Annotated in this window: 23 protein-coding genes; 11 read left to right on the top strand and 12 right to left on the bottom strand. The window is 67.7% G+C overall.

Annotated features, from left to right (window positions below):
* The first annotated feature begins 91 nt into the window (after positions 1-91).
* A complete protein-coding gene (gene ssb, locus ACRAQ3_RS07115; protein WP_432256159.1) occupies positions 92-598 on the top strand; it encodes a single-stranded DNA-binding protein in 507 nt (168 codons plus the stop codon).
* 55 nt (positions 599-653) lie between these two features.
* On the opposite strand, the gene ACRAQ3_RS07110 is transcribed toward ssb, so the two are convergent.
* Complete coding sequence (locus tag ACRAQ3_RS07110; RefSeq protein ID WP_432256158.1) at positions 654-1,778, bottom strand: anhydro-N-acetylmuramic acid kinase; 1,125 nt, start codon at positions 1,776-1,778, stop codon at positions 654-656.
* Positions 1,779-1,841: 63 nt separating this feature from the next.
* Between ACRAQ3_RS07110 and tyrS the strand changes: the two genes are divergently transcribed.
* Both tyrS and ACRAQ3_RS07100 read left to right on the top strand, forming a co-directional pair.
* A complete protein-coding gene (tyrS, locus tag ACRAQ3_RS07105) occupies positions 1,842-3,092 on the top strand; it encodes a tyrosine--tRNA ligase (RefSeq protein ID WP_432256157.1) in 1,251 nt (416 codons plus the stop codon).
* Positions 3,093-3,218: 126 nt separating this feature from the next.
* Positions 3,219-3,866 carry a DUF998 domain-containing protein gene (locus ACRAQ3_RS07100; protein ID WP_432256156.1) on the top strand — a complete coding sequence of 216 codons (648 nt, stop codon included), beginning with the start codon at positions 3,219-3,221 and terminating at the stop codon, positions 3,864-3,866.
* On the opposite strand, the gene ACRAQ3_RS07095 is transcribed toward ACRAQ3_RS07100, so the two are convergent.
* Positions 3,863-4,825 (bottom strand): DUF3179 domain-containing protein, encoded by a 963-nt coding sequence (locus ACRAQ3_RS07095; RefSeq protein WP_432256155.1) that lies wholly within the window; start codon positions 4,823-4,825, stop codon positions 3,863-3,865. The two genes, ACRAQ3_RS07100 and ACRAQ3_RS07095, sit on opposite strands and share 4 nt — an antisense overlap.
* Before the next feature lie 159 nt (positions 4,826-4,984).
* On the opposite strand from ACRAQ3_RS07095, the gene ACRAQ3_RS07090 reads away from it, so the two are divergent.
* The 3 genes from ACRAQ3_RS07090 to eno are packed head-to-tail and all read left to right on the top strand — an operon-like array spanning position 4,985 to position 7,601.
* Positions 4,985-5,401, top strand: coding sequence for a Fur family transcriptional regulator (locus ACRAQ3_RS07090; protein WP_085896673.1), 417 nt, complete (start codon positions 4,985-4,987; stop codon positions 5,399-5,401).
* 1 nt (position 5,402) lies between these two features.
* Positions 5,403-6,293 carry a DMT family transporter gene (locus tag ACRAQ3_RS07085; protein WP_432256154.1) on the top strand — a complete coding sequence of 297 codons (891 nt, stop codon included), beginning with the start codon at positions 5,403-5,405 and terminating at the stop codon, positions 6,291-6,293.
* A 30-nt stretch (positions 6,294-6,323) separates the two neighbouring features.
* Positions 6,324-7,601: a phosphopyruvate hydratase gene (eno, locus tag ACRAQ3_RS07080; RefSeq protein ID WP_432256153.1), complete on the top strand. Its 1,278-nt coding sequence runs from the start codon at positions 6,324-6,326 to the stop codon at positions 7,599-7,601.
* Positions 7,602-7,685: 84 nt separating this feature from the next.
* Here the strand turns inward: eno and ACRAQ3_RS07075 are convergent, their stop codons facing one another.
* Positions 7,686-8,165, bottom strand: coding sequence for a PRC-barrel domain-containing protein (locus tag ACRAQ3_RS07075; RefSeq protein ID WP_269396257.1), 480 nt, complete (start codon positions 8,163-8,165; stop codon positions 7,686-7,688).
* 15 nt (positions 8,166-8,180) lie between these two features.
* Here ACRAQ3_RS07075 and ACRAQ3_RS07070 point away from each other — a divergent pair, with 15 nt between their 5' ends.
* Positions 8,181-8,492, top strand: coding sequence for a sulfurtransferase TusA family protein (locus ACRAQ3_RS07070; protein WP_373568007.1), 312 nt, complete (start codon positions 8,181-8,183; stop codon positions 8,490-8,492).
* 116 nt (positions 8,493-8,608) lie between these two features.
* Here the strand turns inward: ACRAQ3_RS07070 and ACRAQ3_RS07065 are convergent, their stop codons facing one another.
* The 6 genes from ACRAQ3_RS07065 to purC all read right to left on the bottom strand — a co-directional run bounded on the left by ACRAQ3_RS07065 (position 8,609) and on the right by purC (position 16,922).
* Positions 8,609-11,362, bottom strand: coding sequence for an Rne/Rng family ribonuclease (locus ACRAQ3_RS07065; protein WP_432256152.1), 2,754 nt, complete (start codon positions 11,360-11,362; stop codon positions 8,609-8,611).
* A 431-nt stretch (positions 11,363-11,793) separates the two neighbouring features.
* The gene (locus ACRAQ3_RS07060; protein WP_085896678.1) at positions 11,794-13,128 is read right to left on the bottom strand and encodes a sigma-54-dependent transcriptional regulator; all 1,335 of its coding nucleotides are present in this window, start codon (positions 13,126-13,128) and stop codon (positions 11,794-11,796) included.
* A 9-nt stretch (positions 13,129-13,137) separates the two neighbouring features.
* A complete protein-coding gene (locus ACRAQ3_RS07055; protein ID WP_085896679.1) occupies positions 13,138-14,886 on the bottom strand; it encodes a sensor histidine kinase in 1,749 nt (582 codons plus the stop codon).
* Positions 14,887-14,970: 84 nt separating this feature from the next.
* Positions 14,971-15,639, bottom strand: coding sequence for a phosphoribosylformylglycinamidine synthase subunit PurQ (purQ, locus tag ACRAQ3_RS07050; protein ID WP_432256151.1), 669 nt, complete (start codon positions 15,637-15,639; stop codon positions 14,971-14,973).
* Positions 15,640-15,866: 227 nt separating this feature from the next.
* Complete coding sequence (purS, locus tag ACRAQ3_RS07045) at positions 15,867-16,106, bottom strand: phosphoribosylformylglycinamidine synthase subunit PurS (RefSeq protein WP_085896681.1); 240 nt, start codon at positions 16,104-16,106, stop codon at positions 15,867-15,869.
* Positions 16,107-16,160: 54 nt separating this feature from the next.
* A complete protein-coding gene (purC, locus tag ACRAQ3_RS07040) occupies positions 16,161-16,922 on the bottom strand; it encodes a phosphoribosylaminoimidazolesuccinocarboxamide synthase (RefSeq protein ID WP_085896682.1) in 762 nt (253 codons plus the stop codon).
* Positions 16,923-17,102: 180 nt separating this feature from the next.
* Between purC and ACRAQ3_RS07035 the strand changes: the two genes are divergently transcribed.
* The 3 genes from ACRAQ3_RS07035 to bmt all read left to right on the top strand — a co-directional run bounded on the left by ACRAQ3_RS07035 (position 17,103) and on the right by bmt (position 20,502).
* Positions 17,103-17,417 (top strand): DUF1476 domain-containing protein, encoded by a 315-nt coding sequence (locus tag ACRAQ3_RS07035; protein WP_085896683.1) that lies wholly within the window; start codon positions 17,103-17,105, stop codon positions 17,415-17,417.
* Between the two features lie 135 nt (positions 17,418-17,552).
* On the top strand, positions 17,553-19,526 hold the full coding sequence (locus ACRAQ3_RS07030) for a phosphatidylglycerol lysyltransferase domain-containing protein (protein ID WP_432256150.1): 1,974 nt from the start codon (positions 17,553-17,555) through the stop codon (positions 19,524-19,526).
* Positions 19,489-20,502, top strand: coding sequence for a betaine--homocysteine S-methyltransferase (gene bmt, locus ACRAQ3_RS07025; protein ID WP_432256149.1), 1,014 nt, complete (start codon positions 19,489-19,491; stop codon positions 20,500-20,502). Before ACRAQ3_RS07030 ends, bmt begins: the two co-directional genes overlap by 38 nt.
* 64 nt (positions 20,503-20,566) lie before the next feature.
* On the opposite strand, the gene ACRAQ3_RS07020 is transcribed toward bmt, so the two are convergent.
* From ACRAQ3_RS07020 to ACRAQ3_RS07010, 3 genes are all read right to left on the bottom strand, one after another.
* Positions 20,567-22,036 carry a carboxypeptidase M32 gene (locus tag ACRAQ3_RS07020; RefSeq protein WP_432256148.1) on the bottom strand — a complete coding sequence of 490 codons (1,470 nt, stop codon included), beginning with the start codon at positions 22,034-22,036 and terminating at the stop codon, positions 20,567-20,569.
* Positions 22,033-23,190, bottom strand: a complete 1,158-nt coding sequence (ctaA, locus tag ACRAQ3_RS07015) for a heme A synthase (protein WP_432256147.1) — start codon at positions 23,188-23,190, stop codon at positions 22,033-22,035. Before ctaA ends, ACRAQ3_RS07020 begins: the two co-directional genes overlap by 4 nt.
* A 100-nt stretch (positions 23,191-23,290) precedes the next feature.
* Positions 23,291-24,034 (bottom strand): RNA methyltransferase, encoded by a 744-nt coding sequence (locus ACRAQ3_RS07010; protein WP_269396249.1) that lies wholly within the window; start codon positions 24,032-24,034, stop codon positions 23,291-23,293.
* Positions 24,035-24,105: 71 nt separating this feature from the next.
* On the opposite strand from ACRAQ3_RS07010, the gene ACRAQ3_RS07005 reads away from it, so the two are divergent.
* Entirely contained in the window at positions 24,106-24,435 is a 330-nt protein-coding gene (locus ACRAQ3_RS07005) for a TfoX/Sxy family protein (RefSeq protein ID WP_432256146.1), read from the top strand.
* Positions 24,436-24,461: the final 26 nt, after the last annotated feature.

Here is a 24,461-nt window from a genome sequence, read left to right as displayed (position 1 = left end):
AGCGGGAACCGGCGTTTCCCCTGTCATCCGATGCGCGCGACGCATATTGTCGGCGCAACGAAATACGAGATTCGACAAGGCAGGAGGCGTTATGGCCGGTTCCGTGAACAAGGTGATCCTCATCGGCAATCTGGGCCGCGACCCGGAGGTGCGGACCTTCCAGAATGGCGGCAAGGTGGTGAACCTGCGTGTCGCCACCTCCGAGACCTGGAAGGACCGCAACACCGGCGAGCGTCGCGAGCGCACCGAGTGGCATTCGGTGGCGATCTTCAACGAGCCGCTGGGCCGGATCGCCGAGCAGTATCTGCGCAAGGGCTCGACCGTCTATCTCGAAGGTCAGCTGGAAACCCGCAAGTGGCAGGACCAGCAGGGCAACGACCGCTATTCCACCGAAGTGGTGCTGCGGCCCTTCACCGGCAACCTGACCCTGCTCGGCGGCCGCGGCGATGGCGGTTCGGGCGGCGGATATGGCGGCGATGACCGGGGCGGATATGGCGGCGGCTCGGGCGGCTATGACGACCGCGGTGGTTATGGCGACGGCAATCAGGGCGGCAGCGGCGGTGGCAGCCGCGACATCGACGACGAGATCCCGTTCTGAGATCTACCCCTAGCGACGATCAGGCGCCGCCCCCTTCGGGGCGGTGTCTTTCGTTTCAGCCCAGCGCCACCGCGAGTTCGCCGGGACGGCTCAGCGTGCCGCCGCCCACCGCCGCGCGCACGCCGGTGGTGCCCGGAGCCGAGGTCGGCAACCCGCGCGCCACGCGCACGGCGAGATAGGCGAAGGCCTGCGCCTCCAGCATGTCGCCGTCGAGACCCACCGCCTCGACCGGTGCGACCGGGCAGTCGCAGCCTGCCGCGATCATCTCCATCATCACCGGGTTATGGCGCCCGCCGCCCGTCGCCAGCAGCCGTTCGGGTGGTGCCGGGCACAGTTCCATGCCGCGCATCACGCCGGCGGCGACGCAGGCGGTCAGCGTGGCCGCCGCATCCGCATCCGACAGGTTGGTCACCTCGCGCGACAACCCGGCGAAGGCATCGCGGTCGAGCGATTTCGGGACCATGCGGAAGAAATGCGGGTGCTGCAGGAAACGCTCCACGATGGCGTCCTTCACCTCGCCCTTGGCGGCCAGCGCCCCGCCCTCGTCCAAGGCCCAGCCCAGCCGCGATCGCACGAGATCGTTGATCGGCGCGTTTGCCGGGCCGGTATCGAAGGCCAGCAGCGCGCCCTCGGCCTCGGGGCGGGCGAAGCCCGGATCGGCAAAGGTCAGATTGCCGACACCGCCGAGATTGAGAAATGCCAGCGGCGCCTCGGCCCCCACGAATTTCGCCAGCGCGAAGTGATAGAACGGCGCCAGCGGCGCGCCCTCGCCGCCGAAGCGCACATCCGAGCTGCGGAAATCCCAGACCACGGGCACGCCCAGCGCCTCGGCGAGGATCGCGCCCGAACCGGCCTGATGCGTGCCGCGTCCCTTGGGATCATGCGCCAGCGTCTGGCCATGAAACCCGATCAGATCGACGCCATCGAAGCCGGACAGGATCTCGGCATGGGCGGTCTCGACCACCTCCGCCGCCGCCTCGACCGCCTCGCCTTCCCACAGGCCCAGAGCGGCGCGCAGCACCTCGCGCTCGGCCTCCGAATAGGGCCGGTAGGCGCTCTCGCCGAAGCCGAAGACGGTTTCGCCATCGGTTTCGATGATGGCGGCGTCGACCCCGTCGAGAGAGGTGCCCGACATCGCGCCCAAGGCCCTGATCCTGTCGCCTGTCCCGATCCGCCGCATCGCGCTTTCCCTCGCCCCGCTTGATGCCTATAGAGTGGCGCGACCAAGAGAGGGGCACAAGACATGACCTACCACCCCAAGAGCGACTTCATGTCCGTGATGATCGAGCGCGGCTATCTTGCCGACTGCACCGATTACCAGGGCCTGGACGAGGCGCTGTCGAAGGGGGTCGTGCCCGCCTATATCGGCTATGACGCCACCGCGGCGTCGCTGCATGTGGGCCACCTGCTCAACGTGATGATGCTGCGCTGGCTGCAGAAGACCGGGCACAAGCCGATCACCCTGATGGGCGGCGGTACTACGAAGGTGGGCGATCCAAGCTTCCGCTCGGACGAACGGCCACTGCTGGGTCCGGACCAGATCGCCTCGAACATCGCCGGTATGCAGAAGGTCTTCGCGCGCTACCTCTCCTATGGCGAGGGCCCGACCGACGCGCTCATGCTCGACAACGCCGAGTGGCTCGACAACCTCAACTACCTCGAGTTCCTGCGCGACATCGGGCGGCATTTCTCGGTCAACAGGATGCTGAGCTTCGAGAGCGTGAAGTCGAGGATCGACCGCGAGCAGTCGCTGTCCTTCCTCGAATTCAACTACATGATCCTGCAGGCCTACGACTTCCTCGAGCTGAACCGCCGCTATGGCTGCGTGCTGCAGATGGGCGGCTCGGACCAGTGGGGCAACATCGTCAACGGCATCGACCTGACCCGTCGCGTACTCGACCACGAGATCTACGGTCTGACCTCGCCGCTGCTGACGACCTCGGACGGCCGCAAGATGGGCAAGAGTGCCGGTGGCGCGGTCTGGCTGAACGAGGAGATGCTGAGCCCTTACGAGTTCTGGCAGTTCTGGCGCAACACCACGGATGCCGATGTCGGCCGCTTCCTCAAGCTCTACACCGAACTGCCGGTGGCGGAGTGCGAGCGCCTCGGCGCATTGTCGGGCTCCGAGATCAACGAGGCCAAGATCGTGCTGGCCGACGAGGTCACGGCGCTGCTGCATGGCCGCGACGCGGCCGAAACCGCGAAGGCCACGGCGCGCGAGGTGTTCGAGAAGGGCGGCGTGGGTGACGACCTGCCGACGCTCACCCTGACCGAGGCCGAGGTGGCCGAGGGCATCTCGGTGGTGCAACTGATCGTGCGCGCCGGGCTCGCCGCCTCGGGCAAGGAAGCCAAGCGGCTGATCTCGGACAACGGGGCGAGGCTCGACGACGCGCCGCTGACCGATGCCGGTCTGATGATCGACCGCGCGGCGCTGACCGCGCCGATCAAGCTTTCGGCGGGCAAGAAGCGTCACGCGCTGGTACGGCTGGGCTAAGACGACAGATCCAACATGGTGATGGCGAGGGCGGCGAAAGCCGCCCTTTCCTTTTGGACCAACCCGGTCCGCTGCAAGGAACCATGCCATCCCCCTCCCGTTGGCCCGCTATCAGGGAGAGTTTTCATGAAGGATGCGCTCGGACAACCGATCGATGCGGAGCGGCCCTACCTGCTGCTGCTGCTCGCCGGGCTCGGCTTTTTCGGCTGCGCCTCGCTCGTCGGCGGCACCATCGCCGCGCAGATCGTCGTGCCGGGGCATGACTGGATCGCCGACACGATCAGCGATCTCGGCGCAGGCGAATGGGAGATCATCATGGATGTCGCGCTCTACGGTTTTGCCGCGGGGCTCTTCGCCATGGCGCTGGCGGCGTCGCATGTGCATCTGGGCGGCATTGGCTGGTCGGCGGGCGTCGTGTCGCTCGCGATACTCGCGGCGCTGGTCGTGGTGGTCGGCGCCCGCAACGAATACGGCGATGGCGATAGTGATGGCGTCGTCATCCACATCTATCTCGTCTACGGGCTCGGTGCGCTGTTCCTCGCGACGCCGCTCAGCATGGCGGCGGGGTTCGGACGCGACCATCCATGGGCCCGCTTGGCCCTGATCGGTCTCGCGATCGCATGGGCGGTCGGCGCGCCGCTGTTCCTGATGGCGCCCACGACGATCGACGGTCTGGCGGAGCGTATCCTCGGCCTCATCGCCTGCGCCATCCTCGCGGTGATGGCCTATGTGTTCTGGCGCCGTGGGCTCGATGCCCGCAAGGGCCGGCACTAACCGCCGAGCATCCATTCCCCGTCTGGCCAGAAGGCGTGAAAGGCAAAGGCGAAGAGCACGTCGTGGGGAAGGTCCTGGCCCTGCGCGTCGCGCACCCGCACATTGCCCACGTCGCGGCCCTGCGCGACCTGCGCCGCATCGAGCGGACTGGCCTGCCCGGCCTCCCAGGTGATCGTGACGCCCGCCTCCGAAACGGTGCCCGCCTCCCGCAGCCTTGAGAACGGCCAGGCGCGGTCCCCGACTCGCACCACCCGCATCAGGGGCGCGATGCCATGCGGCGGCATCTCGCCCGCGTAGAGGAATGGTCGCGAGGCGCTGTCATAGCTTACATAGGGGTTGCGCCCATAGGCCCGGCTCCAATCCGGCTCGTCCATCACCAGCCCGTCCGGATAGGCCGTTCTGAACCGCTCCCAGCTATCCATCCAGGCGGGCAGCAGTTCCAGTTCGGCCCCGGTCATTTCGCCGACGATGCCGGTGCCGATGGCCTGCTGCCACCAGCTTTCGGTCTGGCGGTCATACATCACCATGTCCGAGGCGCGCAGCATGCCCGAGACCCCGAAGGACAGCGTCTGCCCCGCGACCCGGCGGTCGAACACCATGCCGGAATTGCACAGCGGGCAATAGGTGACGGCCACCGGCACCCCGCCGGCCGCGTCGTTGACGATCTCGTGCCACAGCAGGTAGCGGATCGGATAGGCCCGGGCCGGACCGCCGGGGGCCGGCCAGACCATGACCGGCTCTGTCGCCCCCAGCCGCGTCTCAGAGGCCGCGGGGATCATCCGCGGCTCGTCGATCGCCGGAATGCCGTCCTTGGGTGGGCCGCCGGACATGATCTCGGTCCAGTCGGAAATGCTTGTCTGAGTGAAATCGGTGTTCGGCCATTGGCCTTGCCAGCGTGCCGGCTCGGCGCTGGCCGCCCCGGCCAGAGCGATGGCGGCGATGATCGTCCAGATGCGCATGTCGCGTCCTCCCCCGGGGCCAGCCTGCCCGACGCCCGGCGCCGCCGTCACCCTGCCTCACCGCAAGGTGACGGCGCGCGAGTCGGCGTGTGCCGTCAGGGTGGCGCCGCCGTAACGAACCGGCTAGACGGACCGCGAGAAATGCTACGGACCACGCCCATGCCCAAGACCATCCTGAAGCGCTGCGAGCAGAACGGCCTGCGCCTGACCGAACAGCGCCGGGTGATCGCGCAGGTGCTCGAGGCGGCGGACGACCACCCCGATGTCGAGGAGCTGCACGCCCGCGCCGCCGCCGAGGATGCACGGATCTCGCTGGCCACGGTCTATCGCACGGTAAAGCTGTTCGAGGAGGCGGGCATTCTCGAAAAGCACGAGTTCGGCGACGGGCGTGCCCGCTACGAGACCACCGACCGCGAGCATCACGACCACCTGATCGACATGCATTCTGGCGAGGTGATCGAGTTCGTCGATGACGAGATCGAGGCGCTGCAGGAGCGCATCGCCGAGCGGCTCGGCTACAAGCTGATCGGGCACAGGCTCGAACTCTACGGCGTACCCGCCAAGAAAGAGAGCTGAGATGGAGAACCTGCGCGGCAGTCTTCTAATGGTCGCGGCGATGCTCGGCTTCGCGCTCGAGGACATGTTCATCAAGCTCCTTGCCGGCGCGCTGCCGGTGGGACAGATCCTGATGCTGCTCGGCCTCGGCGGCGGGCTGGCCTTCGCGCTGATGGCCCGCGCGCGGGACGAGGCACTGTGGTCGCCCGATTTCCTGCACCCTGCCGTGATGGCGCGCAATCTCGGCGAGGTGATCGGAACGGGAAGCTTCATCACCGCCGTCGCGCTCTCGCCCCTCGCCACGGCCACCGCGATCGCGCAGTCGATCCCGCTTCTCGTGACGCTGGGCGCGGCGCTGTTCTTCTTGGAGCCGGTCGGCTGGCGGCGCTGGAGCGCGATCTGTGCGGGCCTGGTCGGCGTGCTGCTGGTGATCCGCCCCGGCGTCGACGGCTTCACCCCGATGTCGCTCTTCGCGCTCCTGGGCGCGATCGGTCTGGCGGGCCGCGACCTCGCCTCGCGCCGGGTGCCGCGCGCGATCTCTTCCACCAAGCTGTCGGTCTATGCCTTCCTGATCCTCGTGCCGGTGGGCTACGCGATGGTCCTCGTCGCCGGAGAGCGGCTGGTCCAACCAAACCCGACCCAGTTGGCGATGCTGGCGGGCGGCGTGGTGATCGGCGTGGCGGCCTATTACATGCTGACCGCCGCGACGCGGATGGGCGAAGTCTCGGTGATCGCGCCCTACCGCTATACCCGCCTTATCTTCGCGTTGGTGATCGCCGTCTCGGTCTTCGGGGAACGGCCCGACGCGCTCACCTATCTCGGCGCCGCGATCATCGTCGGCTCGGGGATCTACACGCTTCTTCGCGAGGCCCGGCTCAGGCGCGCTTCACGCCGGGTCACGCCCGCGTTATAGAGCCCACGAACCTTCCCACAGGAGACTTCCATGAGCACGATCATCGACATTCACGCCCGCGAAATTCTCGATAGCCGGGGCAACCCGACGGTCGAGGTGGACGTGATCCTCGAAGACGGCACGATGGGCCGCGCCGCCGTGCCCTCCGGCGCCTCCACCGGCGCCTACGAGGCGGTCGAGAAGCGCGACGGCGACAAGTCCCGCTACATGGGCAAGGGCGTGCTCGAGGCGGTCGCGGCGGTGAATGGCGAGATCGCCGAGGCGATCCTCGGCATGGACGCGACCGAGCAGGTCGAGATCGACCAGACCATGATCGAGCTCGACGGCACCGACAACAAGGGCCGCCTCGGCGCCAACGCGATCCTCGGCGTGTCGATGGCGGTCGCCAAGGCCGCGGCCGAGTTCACCACCCAACCGCTGTTCCGCTATGTCGGCGGCATGTCGGCCCGCGTGCTTCCGGTGCCGATGATGAACATCATCAATGGCGGCGAGCATGCCGACAACCCGATCGACATCCAGGAATTCATGATCATGCCGGTCTCCGCGACCAGCATCCGTGAAGCCGTTCGCATGGGCTCGGAGGTGTTCCACACCCTCAAGAAGGAGCTTTCGGCGGCTGGCATGTCCACCGGTCTCGGCGACGAGGGCGGCTTTGCCCCCGAGCTTGGTGGCACCCGCGAGGCGCTCGACTTCATCCTCCGCTCGATCGAAAAGGCTGGCTACAAGCCCGGCGAGGACATCTACCTCGCGCTCGATTGCGCCGCGACCGAGTATTACAAGGGCGGCAAGTACGAGATGAAGGGCGAGGGCAAGTCGCTGAGCTCGGCCGAGAACGTCGCCTACCTGCAGGCGCTGGTGAACGACTACCCGATCATCTCGATCGAGGACGGCATGTCCGAGGACGACTGGGATGGCTGGAAGATGCTCACAGACGCCATCGGCGACAAGGTGCAACTGGTGGGCGACGACCTCTTCGTCACCAACCCTGACCGCCTCAAGGACGGCATCGAGAAGGGTTCGGCCAACTCGCTGCTGGTGAAGGTCAACCAGATCGGCACGCTGACCGAGACGATGCAGGCCGTGGAAATGGCGCAGCGCGCGCGTTTCACCTGCGTGATGTCGCATCGCTCAGGCGAAACCGAGGACGCGACCATCGCCGACCTCGCCGTCGCCACCAACTGCGGCCAGATCAAGACCGGCTCGCTCGCGCGCTCCGACCGGCTCGCCAAGTACAACCAGCTGATCCGCATCGAGGAGATGCTGGGCGAAACCGCGATCTACGCCGGACGCTCGATCCTGCGCGGCTGAGTTCGCGACCGGTAGAGAATGAAAGGGCCGCGGCATATGCCGCGGCCCTTTGCTCGTCTCCGGGGGGTCAGGCCCCGAGTGGCATCAGTTCCACCAGTTGTAGTAGCCCTCATTGGCCTCCGGCAGCGCTTCGAGCTGCTCCTGGCTCATCCGCGTGACCAGCGAGAAGTCACCGCCGACATAGTCCCCGGCCAGACGCACCTCGCTGAAGTCGAGCACGACCTCCTCATCGCCGATGTCCAGCCAACCGCCGGTTTCGATCACGAGGCCGATCATCTGGCCGTCGGCGGAGATCACGATGTCCTCGACCTCGCCGATCTCTTCCCATTCGGCATCGACTTCCTCGTAATAGGGCGTGTCGACCCAGACGGTCTCGTCATACTCCGCCTCGAGCGTGTAAATGTTCGAGCCGATCAGGCTTTCGGCGCGGATCGTGTTCGACAGGTTGTCGGCGGTCAGGCGACCCGAGCCCATGCCCATCTCGGTATGGGCTTCGGCAAGAGCGCCGCCGGCAGCCAAGGTGAGGCCGAGAGCGAGAGCGGTGGTGTTCATCATGCGGGTCATGGCGTTTCCTTCTTCTTGCGTTTTCACGTTCGGCGGGTCAACGATGCCCGCCGCCACCAGTTCCAAGACGAGGCCGATCCCTTGACCGTGACACCGCTTTCTCCCGGCCCAAGGCATTACGATGCCCGCGGGCTCATCTGCCCGCTGCCAGTGCTCAAGGCGCGCAAGATCCTCGCCGGGATGGCGCAAGGCGAAGTCCTCGAGATTATCTGCGATGATCCCGTGGCGCGGATCGACCTGCCCCATTTCTGCGCCGAGGCGGGGCATGAGCACCTGGGGCTGGTCGAGGAGGATGGCGCGCAGCGGCATCGCATCCGGCACGGCTAGCGAACGAAAGCGGCGGTTTCGTTCCGCTGCGGCGGTAGCTTCAGGCAGTGTTGAAAAGGAAAGGGCCGGGCAGGTTTCCCTGCCCGGCCTTCTTGTCTCTGCTCGGCCAGCCCGGCTCAGCGGCCGATCGACCACCAGCCACGGCGACGCGGCTTCTTGCCGTCGTCTTCGGCCCCGGCATCCACCGTCTCGCGCGGGGCCTCGGCCTCGGGCTCGGGTGCCTTGCGGGTTTCGGCGACCGTCTCAGCCACCTGTTCGGCCACTTCCGGCATCACTTCCGGCGTATTGGAAGCCGGGGCCTGCTCCGGCTTGCCGCCGCCTTGGGTTTCAGCGGCCCCGGCAGCTGCCGGCTCGGCCTCGGCCGGAACCGGCGCGGTCTCGGCGACCTCCTCGGGCTTCGGCTCGGCCTTCTTGCGACGCGTGCGCTTGGGCTTCGGCGCGGGCTCGGCCTCACCGGCAGGAGCGGCCTCGGCCTCGGTCGGCTCGGCCTTCTTGCGACGCGTGCGCTTGGGCTTCGGTGCCTCTTCGGCAACGGGCGCGTCGGCCTCGGCAGGCGCGGCGGGCGTTGAGTCCTCGGCCGTTTCCTTCTTGCGGGTCCGGGTACGGGTCCGCTTCAGCTTGGCTTCCGGCTCGGGTGCCGCTTCGGCCGCTGCCGCAGGCGCGGGTTCTGCAGTCTCGGGCTCCACTGTCGCTTCGACCTCGGCCTCGACGGCCGGCGCGGCCGTCGGCTCGGCAACCACCTCGGGAGCTTCGGCGGGCGCCTCGTCCGCTTCGGCTCCGGTCACGTTCCGATCCTCGGACTGTTCCTCGCCCTGCGTCTCGGCCCCTTCGCCGTTGCCGCCGCGACGACGACGACGACGACGACGCTTCTTGCGCGGCTTGTCGTCCTCGTCCGTCGCCGCGCGCGGCTCGTCCTGAGATGCGCTCTCGGTCGCGGCCTCGGTGCTCTCCTCGTCTTCCTCGTCCTCTTCCTCGATATCGAGGTCGATCTCGGCGTCGAGTTCCTCCATCAGGGCGGCGGTCGAGACGACGGGTGCGGCTTCGGGCACGGTCCGGGTGGCGGTCTTGAACTTCTCGACCACGAAGTCGGGCGACACCAGCGTCGGATCCCCCTCGACCCGCACGGCCATGCCGTAACGCTGCTCAATGGCGGCCACGTGCTCGCGCTTGTGGTTCATCAGGAAGTTCATGATGGCGTAGGGCACGCGCACCAGCACCTCCTTGGTACGACCCCGAACGCCCTCTTCCTCAAGCTGGCGCAGGATCGCCAGGGCGACGTTCTCGTCGGAGCGCAGCAGGCCGGTGCCGTGGCAATGCGGGCAAGGCTGGGTGGTCGCCTCGAGCATGCCGGGGCGCAGGCGCTGGCGGCTCATCTCCAGCAGGCCGAAGCCCGAGATGCGTCCGACCTGGATCCGCGCGCGGTCGGTCTTCAGCTTGTCCTTGAAGCGCTTTTCGACCGCGGTGTTGTTGCGCCGCTCGTCCATGTCGATGAAGTCGATCACGATCAGACCGGCGAGATCGCGCAGACGCAGCTGGCGCGCCACCTCGTCCGCCGCTTCGAGGTTGGTCTTGAGCGCGGTCTGCTCGATCGAGCCTTCCTTTGTGGCGCGGCCCGAGTTGACGTCGATGGCGACCAGCGCCTCGGTGACGCCGATCACGATGTAGCCGCCGGAGGGAAGCTGCACGGTCGGGTTGAACATGCCCGCGAGGTAGCTCTCGACCTGATAGCGCGCGAAGAGCGGCAGGCTATCGGTATAGGGTTTCACGTTTTTCGCATGCGACGGCATGATCATCTTCATGAAGTCGCGCGCGATCCGGAAGCCCTCGACACCCTCGACGATCACCTCGTCGATATCCTTGGAGTAGAGATCGCGAATCGACCGCTTGATGAGGTCGCCTTCCTCGTAGATCTTGGCGGGCGCGATTGACTTGAGCGTCAGCTCGCGGATCTGCTCCCACAGGCGCTGGAGGTATTCGTAATCGCGCTTGATCTCGGACTTGGTGCGCTGCGACCCGGCGGTACGGATGATCAGCCCCGCGCCTTCCGGCACATCCATTTCGGCCGCGATCTCCTTGAGTTTCTTGCGATCGGCGGCATTGGTGATCTTGCGAGAGATGCCGCCACCACGGGCGGTATTGGGCATCAACACGCAGTAGCGACCCGCGAGAGACAGGTAGGTCGTCAGCGCCGCGCCCTTGTTGCCGCGCTCTTCCTTGACGACCTGGACCAGCATGATCTGCCGGACCTTGATCACTTCCTGGATCTTGTAGCGCTTGGGACGCGGCTTGCGCGCCGGGCGCACATCTTCGCTGTCATCCTCGTCGGCGACGCTTTCGATGTCCTCGTCCTTGGTGGCGGCGTCGGCCTCGTCCTCGTCGTCGCCCTCAGGATCGATGGTTTCCATGCCGGAGACGGCGTCGCTGTCCTGGCTGGCGACGGCGTCGGTGTTGGCATCGGACGCGCGGCGGCGCGAGCGCGAGCGGCGGCGGCGCGGGCGGTCGCCCTCCTCACCATCGGTCTCGCTCTCGTCCTCCTCAGCCTCCGCGGACGCCGCTTCGGCCTCGGCCTTCAGGCTCTCGGCATAGGCCTTCTCTTCCGCGAGCAGCGCTTCGCGGTCGGCCACGGGAATCTGATAATAGTCGGGGTGAATCTCGGAGAATGCGAGAAATCCGTGCCGGTTGCCGCCGTAATCGACGAAGGCCGCCTGCAGCGACGGCTCTACGCGCGTGACCTTGGCGAGGTAGATGTTTCCGGCGAGCTGACGGCGGCTCTGGCTTTCGAAGTCGAATTCCTCGACCTTGTTTCCGTCACAGACCACGACGCGGGTTTCCTCCGCGTGCGTGGCGTCGATGAGCATTTTCTTTGCCATGTTATCCATTCGCATGATGCACCGGGCGGCGCCCCCGGGGGGAGGCCTGTCGGGCGTTCATGTCCGATTGTGGCGATCAAGCGCGTATCGGCCTCCGCGCGGCCCCTCGGGGCCGTCATCGGGTCGCCTGCATGCTGCGCGCGTTGCATCGCGGTTCTTCCTCGCCCCCTCGGGGGCCGTTCATGCCCGTCGGCCACCTCCGCGGAGGCAGGTCGACCGGGGTCAGGTATGCGGTCCCTCTCGGGGCCGGTCTCGTCCGCCGCCGGTGCCGGGGTACCCCGTCGCAAAGGTGGCGGAAAATCCGTCCGGGCCGGGGCGCCAAGCGCCCGCCCGTTCCGACCTTCATAGCGGCACTTGTCCACATGACACAATGACGAATGTGAAAGACCGCCCCGAAGGGCGGCCCGATCCATGACAGATGCCGTTGGATTTCAGAGATAATCGGAGCGCTGCAGCCCGTATTTGGCCATCTTCTCGTTCAGCGTCCGGCGCGGCAGGCACAGCTCGTCCATCACCGCGACGATCGAGCCCTTGTGGCGCCGCATCGTGTTGTCGATCAGCATCCGCTCGAAGGCCTCGACGAACTCCTTGAGCGGCTTGCCTTCGGTGGTCATCGCCTGATCGCTCTGCTCGTCGCCATCGCTCATCAGCAAGGAGGCGATCGAGCCGGAGCCGCGACGGTTCTGCAGCACCGCGCGTTCGGCCACGTTGATCAGTTGACGCACGTTGCCGGGCCAGGGCGCCTGCAGCAGCTGCGCCGCCTCCTGCGCGCTGACCTCGGGGGCGTCGCAGCCATACTCGTCGGCGAACTGCTCCGACAGCCGAGTGAAGAGCGACAGGATATCCTCGCCGCGCTGCCGAAGCGGCGGCACGACGATCCTGAGCGCTGCGAGCCGGTAGTAAAGGTCCGGGCGCAGCACGCTCTCGCAGGTCTTGCCCTCGTCCTGCAGGTTGCAGATCGCGACGATGCGGGTCTCGGCGGGCGTACCCTGATCGTTGATCGCGGTCAGGAGCCGCGCCTGCATTGCGCTCGACAGCGCCTCGATGTCCTCGAGCACCAGCGTGCCGCCGCGCGCCTCCTCGAGCGCCGGGATCGGCTCGTCCTCGGCCGCGGGGCCGAACAGCCGCGCCGCGAGCCGCTCCTCGTCATAGGCGGAGCAGGAGATCAGCACGAACTTCTTCGAACCTCGGGAACCCACGGCGTGCAGCGCATGCGCCACCAACGTCTTGCCGGTGCCGGTCTCGCCCTCGATCAGCACGTGGCCATCGGCCTGGCCGAGATCGAGGATGTCCTCCTTGAGGCGCTCCATCACCGGCGAGGAGCCGATCAGCTTGTTCATCAGCGCCGAGCCGTCCGACAGTTCCCGCCGGAGCGCCCGATTGTCGAGCACCAGCCGGCGCGCGTTGCTAGCCTTCTTGGCCAGTTCGGTCATCCGGTCCGGGTTGAACGGTTTCTCGAGAAAATCGAACGCCCCGAGCCGCATCGCCTCGACTGCCATCGGCACGTCGCCATGGCCGGTGATCATGATCACCGGCAGCGTGCTGTCGACGCTCTTGAGCTTGCGCAGGAACTGCATGCCATCCATGCCGGGCATGCGAATGTCGCTCACCACGATCCCGGGGTAATCGGCGGTCAGCCCCTTGAGCGCCTCCTCGGCGCTGGCAAAGCTCTCCGTGTCAAACCCCGACAGCGCCAGCCACTGACTGATCGACTGGCGCATGTCCTTTTCGTCGTCGACGATGGCGACCTTCATGGTCTTGCTCATTCGAGCCCCCTATTCCGCCGCAGCCATACCTTCTTCCAAGATAGGCAGTTGCACTTCGAAAACAGCCCCGCCGCCGGATGCGTTCCGCGCGGTCAGCCGTCCACCGAGATCGTTGACGATCCCCGATGAGATCGCGAGCCCCAGACCGACACCGTCGCCGGGCTGCTTGGTTGTATAGAACGGCTCGAACAGCGCATCGAGATTCTCGATGCCCGGGCCGTTGTCATGCACGGTCAGAACGACGGCATCCTCGACCGTGAGCGTGATGTCGATGCGCGGGTCGCGCACCTCCTTGGTCGCGTCAAGCGCGTTGCGAAGCAGGTTGATGATCACCTGTTCGAAGCGCAGCCGATCCCCGAGGATCATCGCCGGCCCCGAAGGCAGCGTGCGGTTGATCGCGACCGACCGGGTCTTGAGCTGCGGCTCCATCATTGCGAGCGCCGAGGACAGCGCGGCCCGGGCATCCACCGGCTCGAAGGCCTGATTGCCCTTGCGGGCATAAGATTTGAGCTGACGGGTGATCGCGCCCATCCGGTCGATCAGGTCGTCGATGCGCTGGAACGAGGACAGCGCCTCCTCCGGGCGGCGGCGCTGCAGCAAGAGCCGCGCCCCGGCGAGATAGGTCTTCATCGCCGCCAGCGGCTGGTTCAACTCGTGGCTGACGCTGGCCGACATCTCGCCCAGCACCGCGAGCTTCGAGGATTGCGCGATGGTCTGCTCGGCGCTCTCGAGGTTGCGCTCGACTTGCTGGCGCTGCGCGATCTCGCGCTGCAGCCGCATGTTGAGCCGCCGCAGCTGGTCGCTTTCCCGGCGTACCAGCAGGAGCCGCGAGGCCGATTTGCGCGAGCTGAGCCAGAAGGCGAAGGCCAGGAGCATCGCGAAGCCCATGATCTCGAGCGCCAGCACGCCGTTCACCTTCTCGCGGACGCTGCTATAGGCGGTGAAGGTGACCATCTTCCAGCCCTGGAACGGCACCCGCAATTCGCGACGCATCACCGCCTCGCCGCGCAGATATGCGTCGATCGGCAGGGCGGTCCAGTCGGTGGCAAGGAAAGCGCGCTCAATCGCCGAGGGCGCGCTCTGACGCTCCAGCGCCTCGCTCTCGGGCAGGCCGCGCCAGCGCGGCTCGGTCGAAAGGATGATCTCGCCCGAACTGTCGGTGACCAGAACAGCGTCCGAGGTCCCGGCCCAGCTGCGTTCGAGCTTGGCGAGGTCGACCTCGACCGAGATCACGCCGAGCGTCGCGCCGTTGCTGTCGACCTTGCGCGAATAGAGGAAGGCATAGCCGCCGGTTTCGCGCCGGAAGATGGTGAAGACCGTGGAATTGGCGCGCATCGCATCGACGAAATAGGGCGCCGCCCGATGCGTCTCGCCAAGCCGGTTGCGATCGGTCGCCGCCACGATGCGGCCGTCGCGATCGTAGAGCACGAGGCTCGCCGCGCCGATCTCGTCGACGAAGGAGAGCAGCCTCTGGGTCGAGCGCGAGAAGTCCGACGAGGACAGCGCGCCGATCAGCTCGGGGTCACGCGCGAGCAGCTGCGGCACGATGGAGTTGCGCTGCAGCTCGGAAATCAGGTTGCCGACATAGAGGGTGAGCCGGACCTCGGCGCGATTGCGCGTGGCCTCGGTGAAGCGCTCGGTCAGCAGCACGTTGGTGATCCAGATCACCGCCATCGCGGCGAGGCAGAACAGGGCCAGCGCGATGCGCGGGCCCCAGCTGCGCCTCGGCCTGGGCGGTCTGGGTATCTGGGTCGACATGCCGAAGGGTTTACGCGGCCCCGCGCCTCGCGGCAAGCGGGGCCCGATCACGCCGCCTTCTGGCGGGCGTGAGGCGGATCGAGGTCAGGCCGAGACCAGCGCGCCCACGAGGCCGTCGAACAGGCCGCGCCCGTCGGTGCCGCCATGCCGGGCATCTACCGCCCGCTCGGGATGCGGCATCATGCCGAGCACGCGGCGGTTCTCGGAAAGGACGCCGGCGATGTCGCCGGTCGAGCCGTTGGGGTTGTCGCCATAGGTGAAGGCGATCCGGTCCTCGGCCCGCAGTCGCTCCAGCGTCGGCTGGTCGACGAAGTAGTTGCCGTCGTGATGCGCGACCGGGATCTGCAGCGACGCGCCCTTGGCGTAGCCACGGGTGAAGTCGCTGTCCGCGGTCGCCACTTCGAGCGGCACGGTCTTGCACACGAAGCGAATGCCGGCATTGCGCATCAGCGCACCCGGCAGCAGCCCAGTCTCGGTCAGCACCTGAAAGCCGTTGCAGACGCCGAGCGCATAGCCGCCCTTGTGGACGTGATCGATCACGGCGCGGCAGACAGGCGACTGCGCGGCGATGGCGCCGCAGCGCAGGTAATCGCCGAAGGAAAAGCCGCCCGGCACGGCGACCAGATCGATGCCGCGCGGCAGACCGTCATCCTTGTGCCAGACCATCTCGACATCGGCGCCAGCGGCGCGCAGGGCGACGGCCATGTCGCGGTCGCAGTTGGAGCCGGGGAATACGATGACGGCAGCCTTCATGGCGGGCATCCTTCGGGATCTGGGGCGGCAGCGCCGCGAAAGGGAAATCGGGGCGAGGGGCGGCGACGCCCCTGCTCGGGAAGTCAGGTCGGCGGTGGCGCCCTCCCCTGCAACCACCGCCGCATCGCTCCCGGTGCTCAGGCCCCCCAGAAAGGAAGCCGAGCGGTGCCCGAAAGCGAAACCTGGTCCGAAGACGCGAACGCCGCCCCGAGAGGCGGCGTGCGACCTCAGCTCAGGTCGATCTTGTAGCTCTCGATCACCGTGTTGGCGAGAAGTTTCTCGCACATCTCGGTCACTTGGGCCTCGGCCGACGCCGCGTCGGTCTCCGCGAGGTCCAACTCGATCACCTTGCCCTGCCGGACGCCCTCGACGCCGTCGAAGCCCAGGGCGCCCAGCGCGTGGCGGATCGCCTCGCCTTGGGGGTCGAGAACTCCGGTCTTCAGCATCACCTGCACGCGAGCCTTCATGCGCGCCGCTCCTTCTTGTCGATCTGGCTTGTCGGTCTGGTCTCGCCCGCGGCGTCAGTTGATCAGCGTCGGACGGGGGCGATGGGTCACGTTGGAGGGCAGCACGCCCAACCGCCGCGCCACCTCGGTATAGGCGTCGGTGAGGCTGCCGAGATCCTTGCGGAACACGTCCTTGTCGAGCTTCTGACCGGTCTCGATGTCCCACAGCCGGCAGCTGTCGGGCGAGATCTCGTCGGCCACGACGAGGCGCTGGAAGTCGTTGTCCCAGATCCGGCCGATCTCGATCTTGAAATCCACCAGCTTGATGCCGACGCCGTGCATGACGCCCGACATGAAGTCGTTGACCCGCAGCGCCAGCGCCACGATGTCGTCGAGATCCTGCTGGGAGGCCCAGCCGAAGGCGATGATGTACTCCTCGGGCACCAGCGGATCGCCGAGCTTGTCATCCTTGTAGGAGAACTCGATGATCGGACGCGGTAGCGGCGCGCCCTCCTCCAGACCCAGCCGCTTGGCCATGGAGCCGGCGGCGAAGTTGCGCACGATGACCTCGAGCGGAATGATTTCCACCTGACGAATCAACTGCTCGCGCATGTTCAGCCGCTTGATGAAGTGCGTCGGCACGCCAATCGACTGCAAACCGGTCATGAAGAACTCGGACAGGCGGTTGTTGAGCACGCCCTTGCCCTCGATCACTGCCTTCTTCTCGGCGTTGAAGGCGGTCGCGTCATCCTTGAAATACTGGACCAGCGTTCCCGGCTCGGGGCCTTCGTAGAGGATCTTCGCCTTGCCCTCGTAAATCTTCTTGCGACGTGCCATGCGCTCTCCACGGGGTTTCGCGCGCCAGAACCCCGGATGTCGGGGCGACGCAACGTTTCCGTGACAGGATTGCTGCGTGACGCGGCCTTGGCCGCCTCATAGTGCAAGCCCCCCTTGCGGGCAAGGTGTCCCGGGACGTATCCTTGTGGCCTAGGACGGAAGCGTGGAAAGGCAAGTCACATGACACTTTTCGATGAACGCGAGCACGCTTTCGAGGCGAAGTTCGCCCATGACGCCGAGATGAAGTTCCGCGCCGAGGCGCGGCGCAACCGCAAGCTCGGTTTCTGGGCCGCCGGCCTACTGGGCAAGGAGGGCGACGAAGCCGCCGCTTATGCCCGCGAGGTCATCAAGGCCGAATTCGAGGAGGCGGGGCAGGACGACGTGTTCCGCAAGCTCCGCCGCGACATCGGACACCTGCTCAGCGACGCCGAAATCCATGAGAAGATGGCAGCCTTCAACGCGGAGGCGAAGGCCGAGCTCGTCGAGGAAAACTGAACCATCTTAACCAAGCGCTGCTGGTGGCGCCGCGCGCCCTGATGGCGCGCGCTTAAATCCCCTTTCACCCCTGACCGATACCGTCCGGCGGAGCGCCGCGGCAGTATCCCTGCCTGCCATTGCTCAGGAGACGCCATGACCGCCTCGCCCGGCCCGCAACTTGCCTCCCGCCTTGGCCGCCTCGCGCTTCGGCTGCTGCCGCTTGCTGCCTTGGCGTTGGGTGGGCTGCTGCTTGCCCGGCGACTGGAGACGGTCGATCTGGGCGCGGTCGTACCGGCGCTTGGAGCCTTGCCGCCGGTGCAATGGATCGGCGCCTTGCTCTGCACCGGGCTGAGCCTCTGGGCGCTGGGTCAATACGACGTGGTCTTGCACCGCGCCATGGGCACCGGCGTGGAACCCCGCCGCGCCCGGGCCGCCGGCATCCGCGCCATGGCCATCGCGCAGACTGTCGGCTTCGGCAGCCTCACGGGGGCTTTGGTGCGCTGGCGCAGCCTGCCGGAATGCGACCTGTGGCTGGTCACGCGCCTGTCGCTCTGGGTCTCGATCTCCTTCATGGGCGCGCTTGCGATGCTCGGCGGGCTGTCGCTCCTGCTGCTCGACGGGCGGGTGCTGCTGGCAGCGGTGCTGGCGCTTGCGGTGATCGTGCTGGCGCCGAGGCTGCCACGGCTGCCCGGGCTGCCACAGATGCGCGCGGGCACCCTGCCCCGGCTGATCGGCTGGACCGCGATCGACACCTGTGCCGCCGGCGCGGTGATCTGGCTGCTGCTGCCACAAGGGGTGGACGTGCCGGTTTCGGCGGTGGTCTTCGCCTATCTGGCGGCGCTGGGCGCAGGTCTCGCAAGCCAGAGCCCCGGCGGCGTCGGGGCCTTCGAGCTGTGCCTGCTGGCGCTGCTGCCGCAGATCGCCGAGACGGACCTCGTCGCGGCGATGCTCGGCTACCGGCTGATCTATCACGCGATCCCGGCCATCGTGGCGCTGGCGCTGCTGGTGCGGCCGGTGGCCCCGGTCGATCGTCCGGCCTTGCTGCTGGCAACCGGTGCGGCGCGGCATCAGGCCATGGCGCGTGCGCCGCAGGCGGAATGGGGCCTCGCGCATCAGGGTGCGGCGATCCTGCTGTCGCGCAGCCTCGAGCATGGCTGGCTGGTGCGCCGCGCCGGCGGCACCCTGACCGCGATCGGTGAACCGCTGGGCCGGCCCTGCCTGGCCGAACTGCGCGCCCATGCGCAGCGCGCCGGGCTTGGCGTCGCGCTGTACAAGGGTGGCGCCCGGCTTGCCGTGCAGGCCCGCCGCGCCGGCTGGGCGGTGGAGCGCATCGCCACCGAGGCGGTGATCGACCTCGCCCGCTGGAGCCCGGACCGGCCTGCCTGCCGCAACCTGCGTCGCAAGCTCAAGGCGGCCACGAAGGCCGGCGTGCGAACCGAACTGGCTACCGGGCCTCTGCCGCTCGCGGACATGGAGGCCGTGCATGGTGACTGGACCTTGCGCAGCGGCGGCGAGCGCGGCTTTTCGATGGGGCGGTTCTGCCCGGAATTGCTGGGCCAGCAGATGGTTGTGCTGGCCTGGCAGGGTGAACGCCTGCTGGGTTTCGCGAGCTTTCATGGCGGCCGCGAGGAATGGACGCTCGACCTGATGCGTCAATCGGCCGGGGCGCCGGACGGCACGATGATGGCGGCGATCTCGACCGCGATCGAGGCCGCCCGCGCGGCCGGCATGGCGCGGGTATCGCTCGCCGCCCTGCCCGAGCTGCCGGGCTGGCTTCCCGGTTGGGCCCGCGCCCGGATCGCGGTGCGGCCCGGTTGCGCCGGCCTGGAGCAATTCAAGCGCGGCTTCGGCCCCGACTGGCGCCCGCTCTACATCGCCGCGCCGCACCGCGCGGGGCTCTTGCGGGCGGTGATCGAGATCGCCCGTGCCGTGCATGATCCCGCCCCGCTCGGTGCCGAGCCGCCCATCGCCGACATTGAAATCGGGGGCCGTCCGGTGCAGAAGGACCCGGACACCGCCCGGCGGCCGATCCGGCTTCCGGTCCTTCGCGGCGCCGCGCCGCGCTTCACTGACCAGACAGGCCCCGTTCATGACCGACGCGCTTACACGACTTCTCGAAACCCGTGACTGGCTGCTGGCCGACGGGGCGACCGGGACCAACCTGTTCAACATGGGGCTGAGCTCGGGCGACGCGCCGGAGCTGTGGAACACCGATCAGCCCGAGAAGATCCGCAAGCTCTATTCCATGGCGGTCGAGGCCGGCTCCGACCTGTTCCTCACCAACAGCTTCGGCGGCAACGCCTCGCGGCTCAAGCTGCACCAGGCTCAGGACCGGGTATTCGAGCTGAACAAGGCCGCGGCCGAGCTGGGCCGCGAGGTCGCCGACAAGGCGGGCCGCCCGGTGATCGTCGCGGGATCGGTCGGACCGACCGGGGACATCATGGCACCGATGGGCAGCCTCACCCATGAGCTCGCGGTCGAGATGTTCCACGAGCAGGCCGAGGGCCTCAAGGCCGGTGGCGCCGACGTGCTCTGGGTCGAGACGATCTCGGCCGGCGAGGAATTCCGCGCCGCGGCCGAGGCCTTTGCCAAGGCCGACATGCCCTGGTGCGGCACCATGAGCTTCGACACGGCGGGGCGCACGATGATGGGGCTGACCAGCGCCGACATGGTCAAGATGGTCGGCAAGATCCCCAACACCCCCGTCGCCTTCGGCGCCAATTGCGGCACCGGCGCCTCGGACCTGATGCGCACCGTGCTGGGCTTTACCGCCGCCGGGGCCGAGCAGCCGATCATCGCCAAGGGCAATGCGGGCATCCCCAAATATCAGGACGGTCATATCCACTACGACGGCACGCCCGAGCTGATGGCCGATTACGCCTGCCTCGCCCGGGACGCCGGTGCGACGATCATCGGCGGTTGCTGCGGCACCATGCCGGACCACCTGCGCGCCATGCGCGAGGCGCTGGAGACACGGTCCGTGGGCGAGCGCCCGACGCTTGAGACCATCGTCGAGAAGCTGGGCGGCTTCTCCTCGGCCTCTGACGGCACCGATGGCGCGGGCCCCGAACGCGCGGCACGGCGCGGCCGCCGCCGGAGCTGAGGCCAAGAGAAAAAAGCCCCCGCGACCATCCGGTCGCGGGGGCCTTTCATCGGCCGCCGGCAGATCAGAGATCGTAGAGCGCGCCAAACTTGGTTTCGAGATAGTCGAGCAGCGGCGCTTCGGAGGGCACAGCACCGCAGGCCGCTTGGATCGTCTCGCGTGGCGACATCAGCGCCCCGTGGCGCTGCACCTTGTCGCGCAGCCATGCCGTGGCACCGGACAGGTCGCCGCGCGCCAGTTCCGCGTCGAGCCCCGGACGGTCGGCCCGCAGCGCGGCGTGCAGGCAGCCTGCATAGACATTGCCAAGGCTGTAGGTCGGAAAATACCCCATCAGCCCCACCGACCAATGCACGTCCTGCAGGCACCCGTTGGAGGGCTTGTCGACGGCAAAGCCGAAATCGGCAGCGAAGCGGTCGTTCCAAGCCGCCTCCAAATCGCCCACGTCGAGGTCGCCGGACATCAGCGCCCGCTCGAGATCGAAGCGCATCAGCACATGCAGATTGTACTGCACCTCGTCCGCCTCGGTGCGGATATAGCCGTTCGAGACCCGGTTGAGGGCGCGGGCGAACTCCATCGGGTCGTCGATGCCGATATCGCCGAAGCTGTCGCGCATGCGTCCCAGCAGCCAGCCGGCGAAGGCCGGCGAACGGGCAAGCTGGTTCTCGTAGATCCGGCTCTGGCTCTCATGCACGCCCATCGACACGCCGCGTCCGATCGGCGTCAGCAGGTAGTCGGGCTCGACATTCTGCTCGTAGCTGGCGTGACCCACCTCGTGGATCGTCGAGTAGAGACAATTGAAGGGATCGGCCGGATCGGTGCGGGTGGTAACGCGCACGTCGTTGCCAGAGCCCGAGCAGAATGGATGCACCGCCTTGTCGATGCGCCCGCGCGCGAAGTCATAGCCGAACAGCTCCGCCAGTTCGCGCGTGAGCGCCAGCTGCGCCGTCTCGTCGAAGCGACCCGAGAGCGCGGCGGGCTGCGGCTTGTCCAGTATCGCCGCACGCAGCGCAACAAGGCGCGGCCGCAGGGCGCCGAACATCTCGTCGAGTTCGGCGGCACGCGCGCCCGGCTCGTAGTCGTCGAGCAGCGCGTCATAGACGTCGCCGCCCTGCGCCAAGGCCTGCCCCTCCTCCTGCCTGAGCGCCACCACGCGCCGCAGGGTCGGCAGGAAGGCCGCGACATCCTCGGTGGCGCGCGCCTCGGCCCAGACGCCCTGCGCCACCGAGGTGACGCGGGCAATCTCGGCGGCGAGTTTGGCAGGCACCTTGTTCGCGCGCTCGTAAGCCCGCCGGACTTCGCGCAGATTGGCCTCGGCCACCGCGTCGGTCGCCTGCGCGGCGGCGAGCCAGTTCCCGATGCGCGGATCGGTGCGGCGGGCGTGCAGAACGCCCTCCATCGCCGCGCTCTCCTCGCCGCGCTGGGCAGCGGCGCCGCGCGGCATCACCGTCTCCTGGTCCCAGCCGAGCCGTCCCGCGACCTGCGCCAGCGCCTCGGTCTCGCGCGCATGCGCCATCAGTTCATCGTAAGCGGTCATTTGCTGAGCTTCCTGAGCGACTGGACATGAGGATAGCGGGCGAGGAAGCGGGCGCGCAGGATCAGCACCCACAGCAGCACCGCGCCGAGCTGGTGCGTGATCGCGGCGTGCAGCGGCGCGGCATAGAGCGCCGTGACGATTCCGAGTACCATCTGCACCACCAGCATCGCCAGCACCGCATTGACTGCGAAGCGGGTCGCGCGGTGCGGCGAGCGGCTGCCGCGGAACCACACGACGATCCCGAGGACCAGCAGCAGGTAGCCCGCCATGCGGTGGATGAACTGCACCAGACCCGCATCCTCGAAGAAGTTGCGCCATAGCGGCTCGAGCTGGAACGGATCGGGCGGAAAGAAGCTGTCGCCCATCAGCGGCCATGTGGGAAAGGCCCGTCCGGCGTCGATCCCGGCCACCAGCGCGCCGAGGATGATCTGGACGAAGCCCAGATGCATCAACCCGGTCATGCCGCCCCAGAGCTTGCGCTCGGCAGAGCGGCGCGCCTGCAGCAGGTCGACTTCACGGCGCCCCAGCTTGAGCATGTACCAGGTGATCAGCCCGAGGATCGCGAAGGCGAGGCCGAGATGAACAGCAAGGCGGTACGAGGCGACGCTGATCATGCCGTCCTGCAGCCCGCTATGGACCATCCACCAGCCGACCGCGCCCTGCAGGCCGATCAGCACGCCGAGGCCGAGAAAACGGCTGGACCAGCCGGCCGGAACCCGGCGCGCCAGAAGGAAGCCGGCGAAGCCCAGCGCCCAGACGAGACCGATGGTCCGACCGAGCTGCCTGTGTCCCCATTCCCACCAGAAGATCGGCTTGAACTCGGCCAGCGTCATGCCCCGGTTTATCAACTCGTATTGCGGGCTGGCCTGGTAGTTGGCGAACTCGACCTCCCAATCCTCGGCCGAGAGCGGGGGGATCGCGCCGGAGACCGGGGCCCATTCGGTGATCGACAGCCCGCTGTCGGTAAGCCGGGTCATGCCGCCGACGAAGACGATGCACACGACCAGCGCGAACAGCAGGCCGAGCCAGATCCGCAGCCCGCGGCGCGCATCGGCGCGGCCCCGGTCGATGCCGCCGGGGGTGGCGACCGACTTGCGGGTCGTGCCGACCTCCTCGAAGATGGAGCGGGGCCGTTTGTCCGCCTGTTTCGCCATGTGGATGCCTCCGGTCTGATCGGCGCGCAGCCTAGGCGCGCACCCTTCGGGCGGCAACACCCGCCCCGTCAACGGCTTGGAACGCGGGAGGGCTACGCCCTCAGCCACGCTCCTTCCAGCGGACCATCTGTCGCATCACCCCGTGCAGCGTCTGCACGTCCGATCGGGTCAGCGGCATCCGGCTCCACAGGTTGCGCATGGTCTGCTTCATATGCGCGGCCTTGTGCGCGGGAAAGAAGAACCCGGCCTCGTCGAGCCGCTCCTCGTAATGCTCGGCCAGCTTCTCGACCTCGTGCGCCTGCGCCCATTCGGCCCCCGCCATCTCGATCCTCCGATCGGCGGTCTCGGTGCTGGCGCGGCGCCACTCATAGGCCAGCAGCAGCACGCATTGCCCGAGGTTGAGCGAGGCGAATTCGGGGTTCACCGGCACCGAGACGATGGCATTGGCGCGGGCGATGTCGTCGTTCTCCATGCCCGCCCGCTCGGGCCCGAACATCACCGCGACCTTCTGGCCCTGGGCGATCCGTTCGGCGGCGTCGCGCATCGCGGCCTCCGGCGTCATCACCTCCTTGGTGAGGCCCCGTGGCCGCGCCGTGGTGGCATAGACGAAGGTGCAATCGGACACCGCCTCGGCGGTGTCACCCGCCAGCATCGCCTCGTCGAGCAGCCGGCCCGCGCCCGAAGCGAGCGCCACCGCGCGCTCCTGAGGCCAGCCGTCGCGCGGCGCCACGACGCGCATCCGATCGAGGCCGAAATTCCACATCGCGCGGGCGGCCGCGCCGATATTCTCGCCCATCTGCGGGCGGATCAGGACGAATGCGGGTTGCGGCGAATGCTCGGTCATGGCGGTCCGGTCTGTGCGAGGGATGCCGCGCGGTGTAGCCTCGGGGGACGGCCGAGACAAGGAGTGGACCCATGGCGTATGACCAAGGACTGGCGGCGCTGCTGCGCGACGACCTCGACGGGCGGCCCGGTATATCGGAGCGGGAGATGTTCGGCGGGCTGGCCTTCATGCTGTTCGGCAACATGCTGTGCGGGGTGACCTCGCAGGGCGCCATGTTCCGGGTGGGCAAGGACCGCCAGGCCGAAGCCATGGAAATACCCGGCACCGGGCCGATGGAATTCACCGGCAAACCCATGGGCGGCATGGTTTCGGCCAGCGACGAGGCCATGGCCGACGAAGAGGCGCGCGGCACGCTGCTGGCCCTGGCTCTGGCGCATGCCGAGGATCTGCCTGCGAAGTAGCCAAGCGTCGCGAAGCCGGATATAGG

The sequence above is a fragment of the Limimaricola sp. AA108-03 genome, assembly GCF_050847355.1.
Lineage (GTDB): Bacteria > Pseudomonadota > Alphaproteobacteria > Rhodobacterales > Rhodobacteraceae > Limimaricola.
This window is presented reverse-complemented; position numbering and strand designations above follow the sequence as displayed.

Coding starts and splice junctions, on each gene's coding strand:
- ssb (WP_432256159.1), top strand. CDS start 92: ATGGCCGGTTCCGTGAACAAGGTGATCCTCATCGGCAATCTGGGCCGC.
- ACRAQ3_RS07110 (WP_432256158.1), bottom strand. CDS start 1,778: ATGCGGCGGATCGGGACAGGCGACAGGATCAGGGCCTTGGGCGCGATG.
- tyrS (WP_432256157.1), top strand. CDS start 1,842: ATGACCTACCACCCCAAGAGCGACTTCATGTCCGTGATGATCGAGCGC.
- ACRAQ3_RS07100 (WP_432256156.1), top strand. CDS start 3,219: ATGAAGGATGCGCTCGGACAACCGATCGATGCGGAGCGGCCCTACCTG.
- ACRAQ3_RS07095 (WP_432256155.1), bottom strand. CDS start 4,825: ATGCGCATCTGGACGATCATCGCCGCCATCGCTCTGGCCGGGGCGGCC.
- ACRAQ3_RS07090 (WP_085896673.1), top strand. CDS start 4,985: ATGCCCAAGACCATCCTGAAGCGCTGCGAGCAGAACGGCCTGCGCCTG.
- ACRAQ3_RS07085 (WP_432256154.1), top strand. CDS start 5,403: ATGGAGAACCTGCGCGGCAGTCTTCTAATGGTCGCGGCGATGCTCGGC.
- eno (WP_432256153.1), top strand. CDS start 6,324: ATGAGCACGATCATCGACATTCACGCCCGCGAAATTCTCGATAGCCGG.
- ACRAQ3_RS07075 (WP_269396257.1), bottom strand. CDS start 8,165: ATGACCCGCATGATGAACACCACCGCTCTCGCTCTCGGCCTCACCTTG.
- ACRAQ3_RS07065 (WP_432256152.1), bottom strand. CDS start 11,362: ATGGCAAAGAAAATGCTCATCGACGCCACGCACGCGGAGGAAACCCGC.
- ACRAQ3_RS07060 (WP_085896678.1), bottom strand. CDS start 13,128: ATGAGCAAGACCATGAAGGTCGCCATCGTCGACGACGAAAAGGACATG.
- ACRAQ3_RS07055 (WP_085896679.1), bottom strand. CDS start 14,886: ATGTCGACCCAGATACCCAGACCGCCCAGGCCGAGGCGCAGCTGGGGC.
- purQ (WP_432256151.1), bottom strand. CDS start 15,639: ATGAAGGCTGCCGTCATCGTATTCCCCGGCTCCAACTGCGACCGCGAC.
- purS (WP_085896681.1), bottom strand. CDS start 16,106: ATGAAGGCTCGCGTGCAGGTGATGCTGAAGACCGGAGTTCTCGACCCC.
- purC (WP_085896682.1), bottom strand. CDS start 16,922: ATGGCACGTCGCAAGAAGATTTACGAGGGCAAGGCGAAGATCCTCTAC.
- ACRAQ3_RS07035 (WP_085896683.1), top strand. CDS start 17,103: ATGACACTTTTCGATGAACGCGAGCACGCTTTCGAGGCGAAGTTCGCC.
- ACRAQ3_RS07030 (WP_432256150.1), top strand. CDS start 17,553: ATGACCGCCTCGCCCGGCCCGCAACTTGCCTCCCGCCTTGGCCGCCTC.
- bmt (WP_432256149.1), top strand. CDS start 19,489: ATGACCGACGCGCTTACACGACTTCTCGAAACCCGTGACTGGCTGCTG.
- ACRAQ3_RS07020 (WP_432256148.1), bottom strand. CDS start 22,036: ATGACCGCTTACGATGAACTGATGGCGCATGCGCGCGAGACCGAGGCG.
- ctaA (WP_432256147.1), bottom strand. CDS start 23,190: ATGGCGAAACAGGCGGACAAACGGCCCCGCTCCATCTTCGAGGAGGTC.
- ACRAQ3_RS07010 (WP_269396249.1), bottom strand. CDS start 24,034: ATGACCGAGCATTCGCCGCAACCCGCATTCGTCCTGATCCGCCCGCAG.
- ACRAQ3_RS07005 (WP_432256146.1), top strand. CDS start 24,106: ATGGCGTATGACCAAGGACTGGCGGCGCTGCTGCGCGACGACCTCGAC.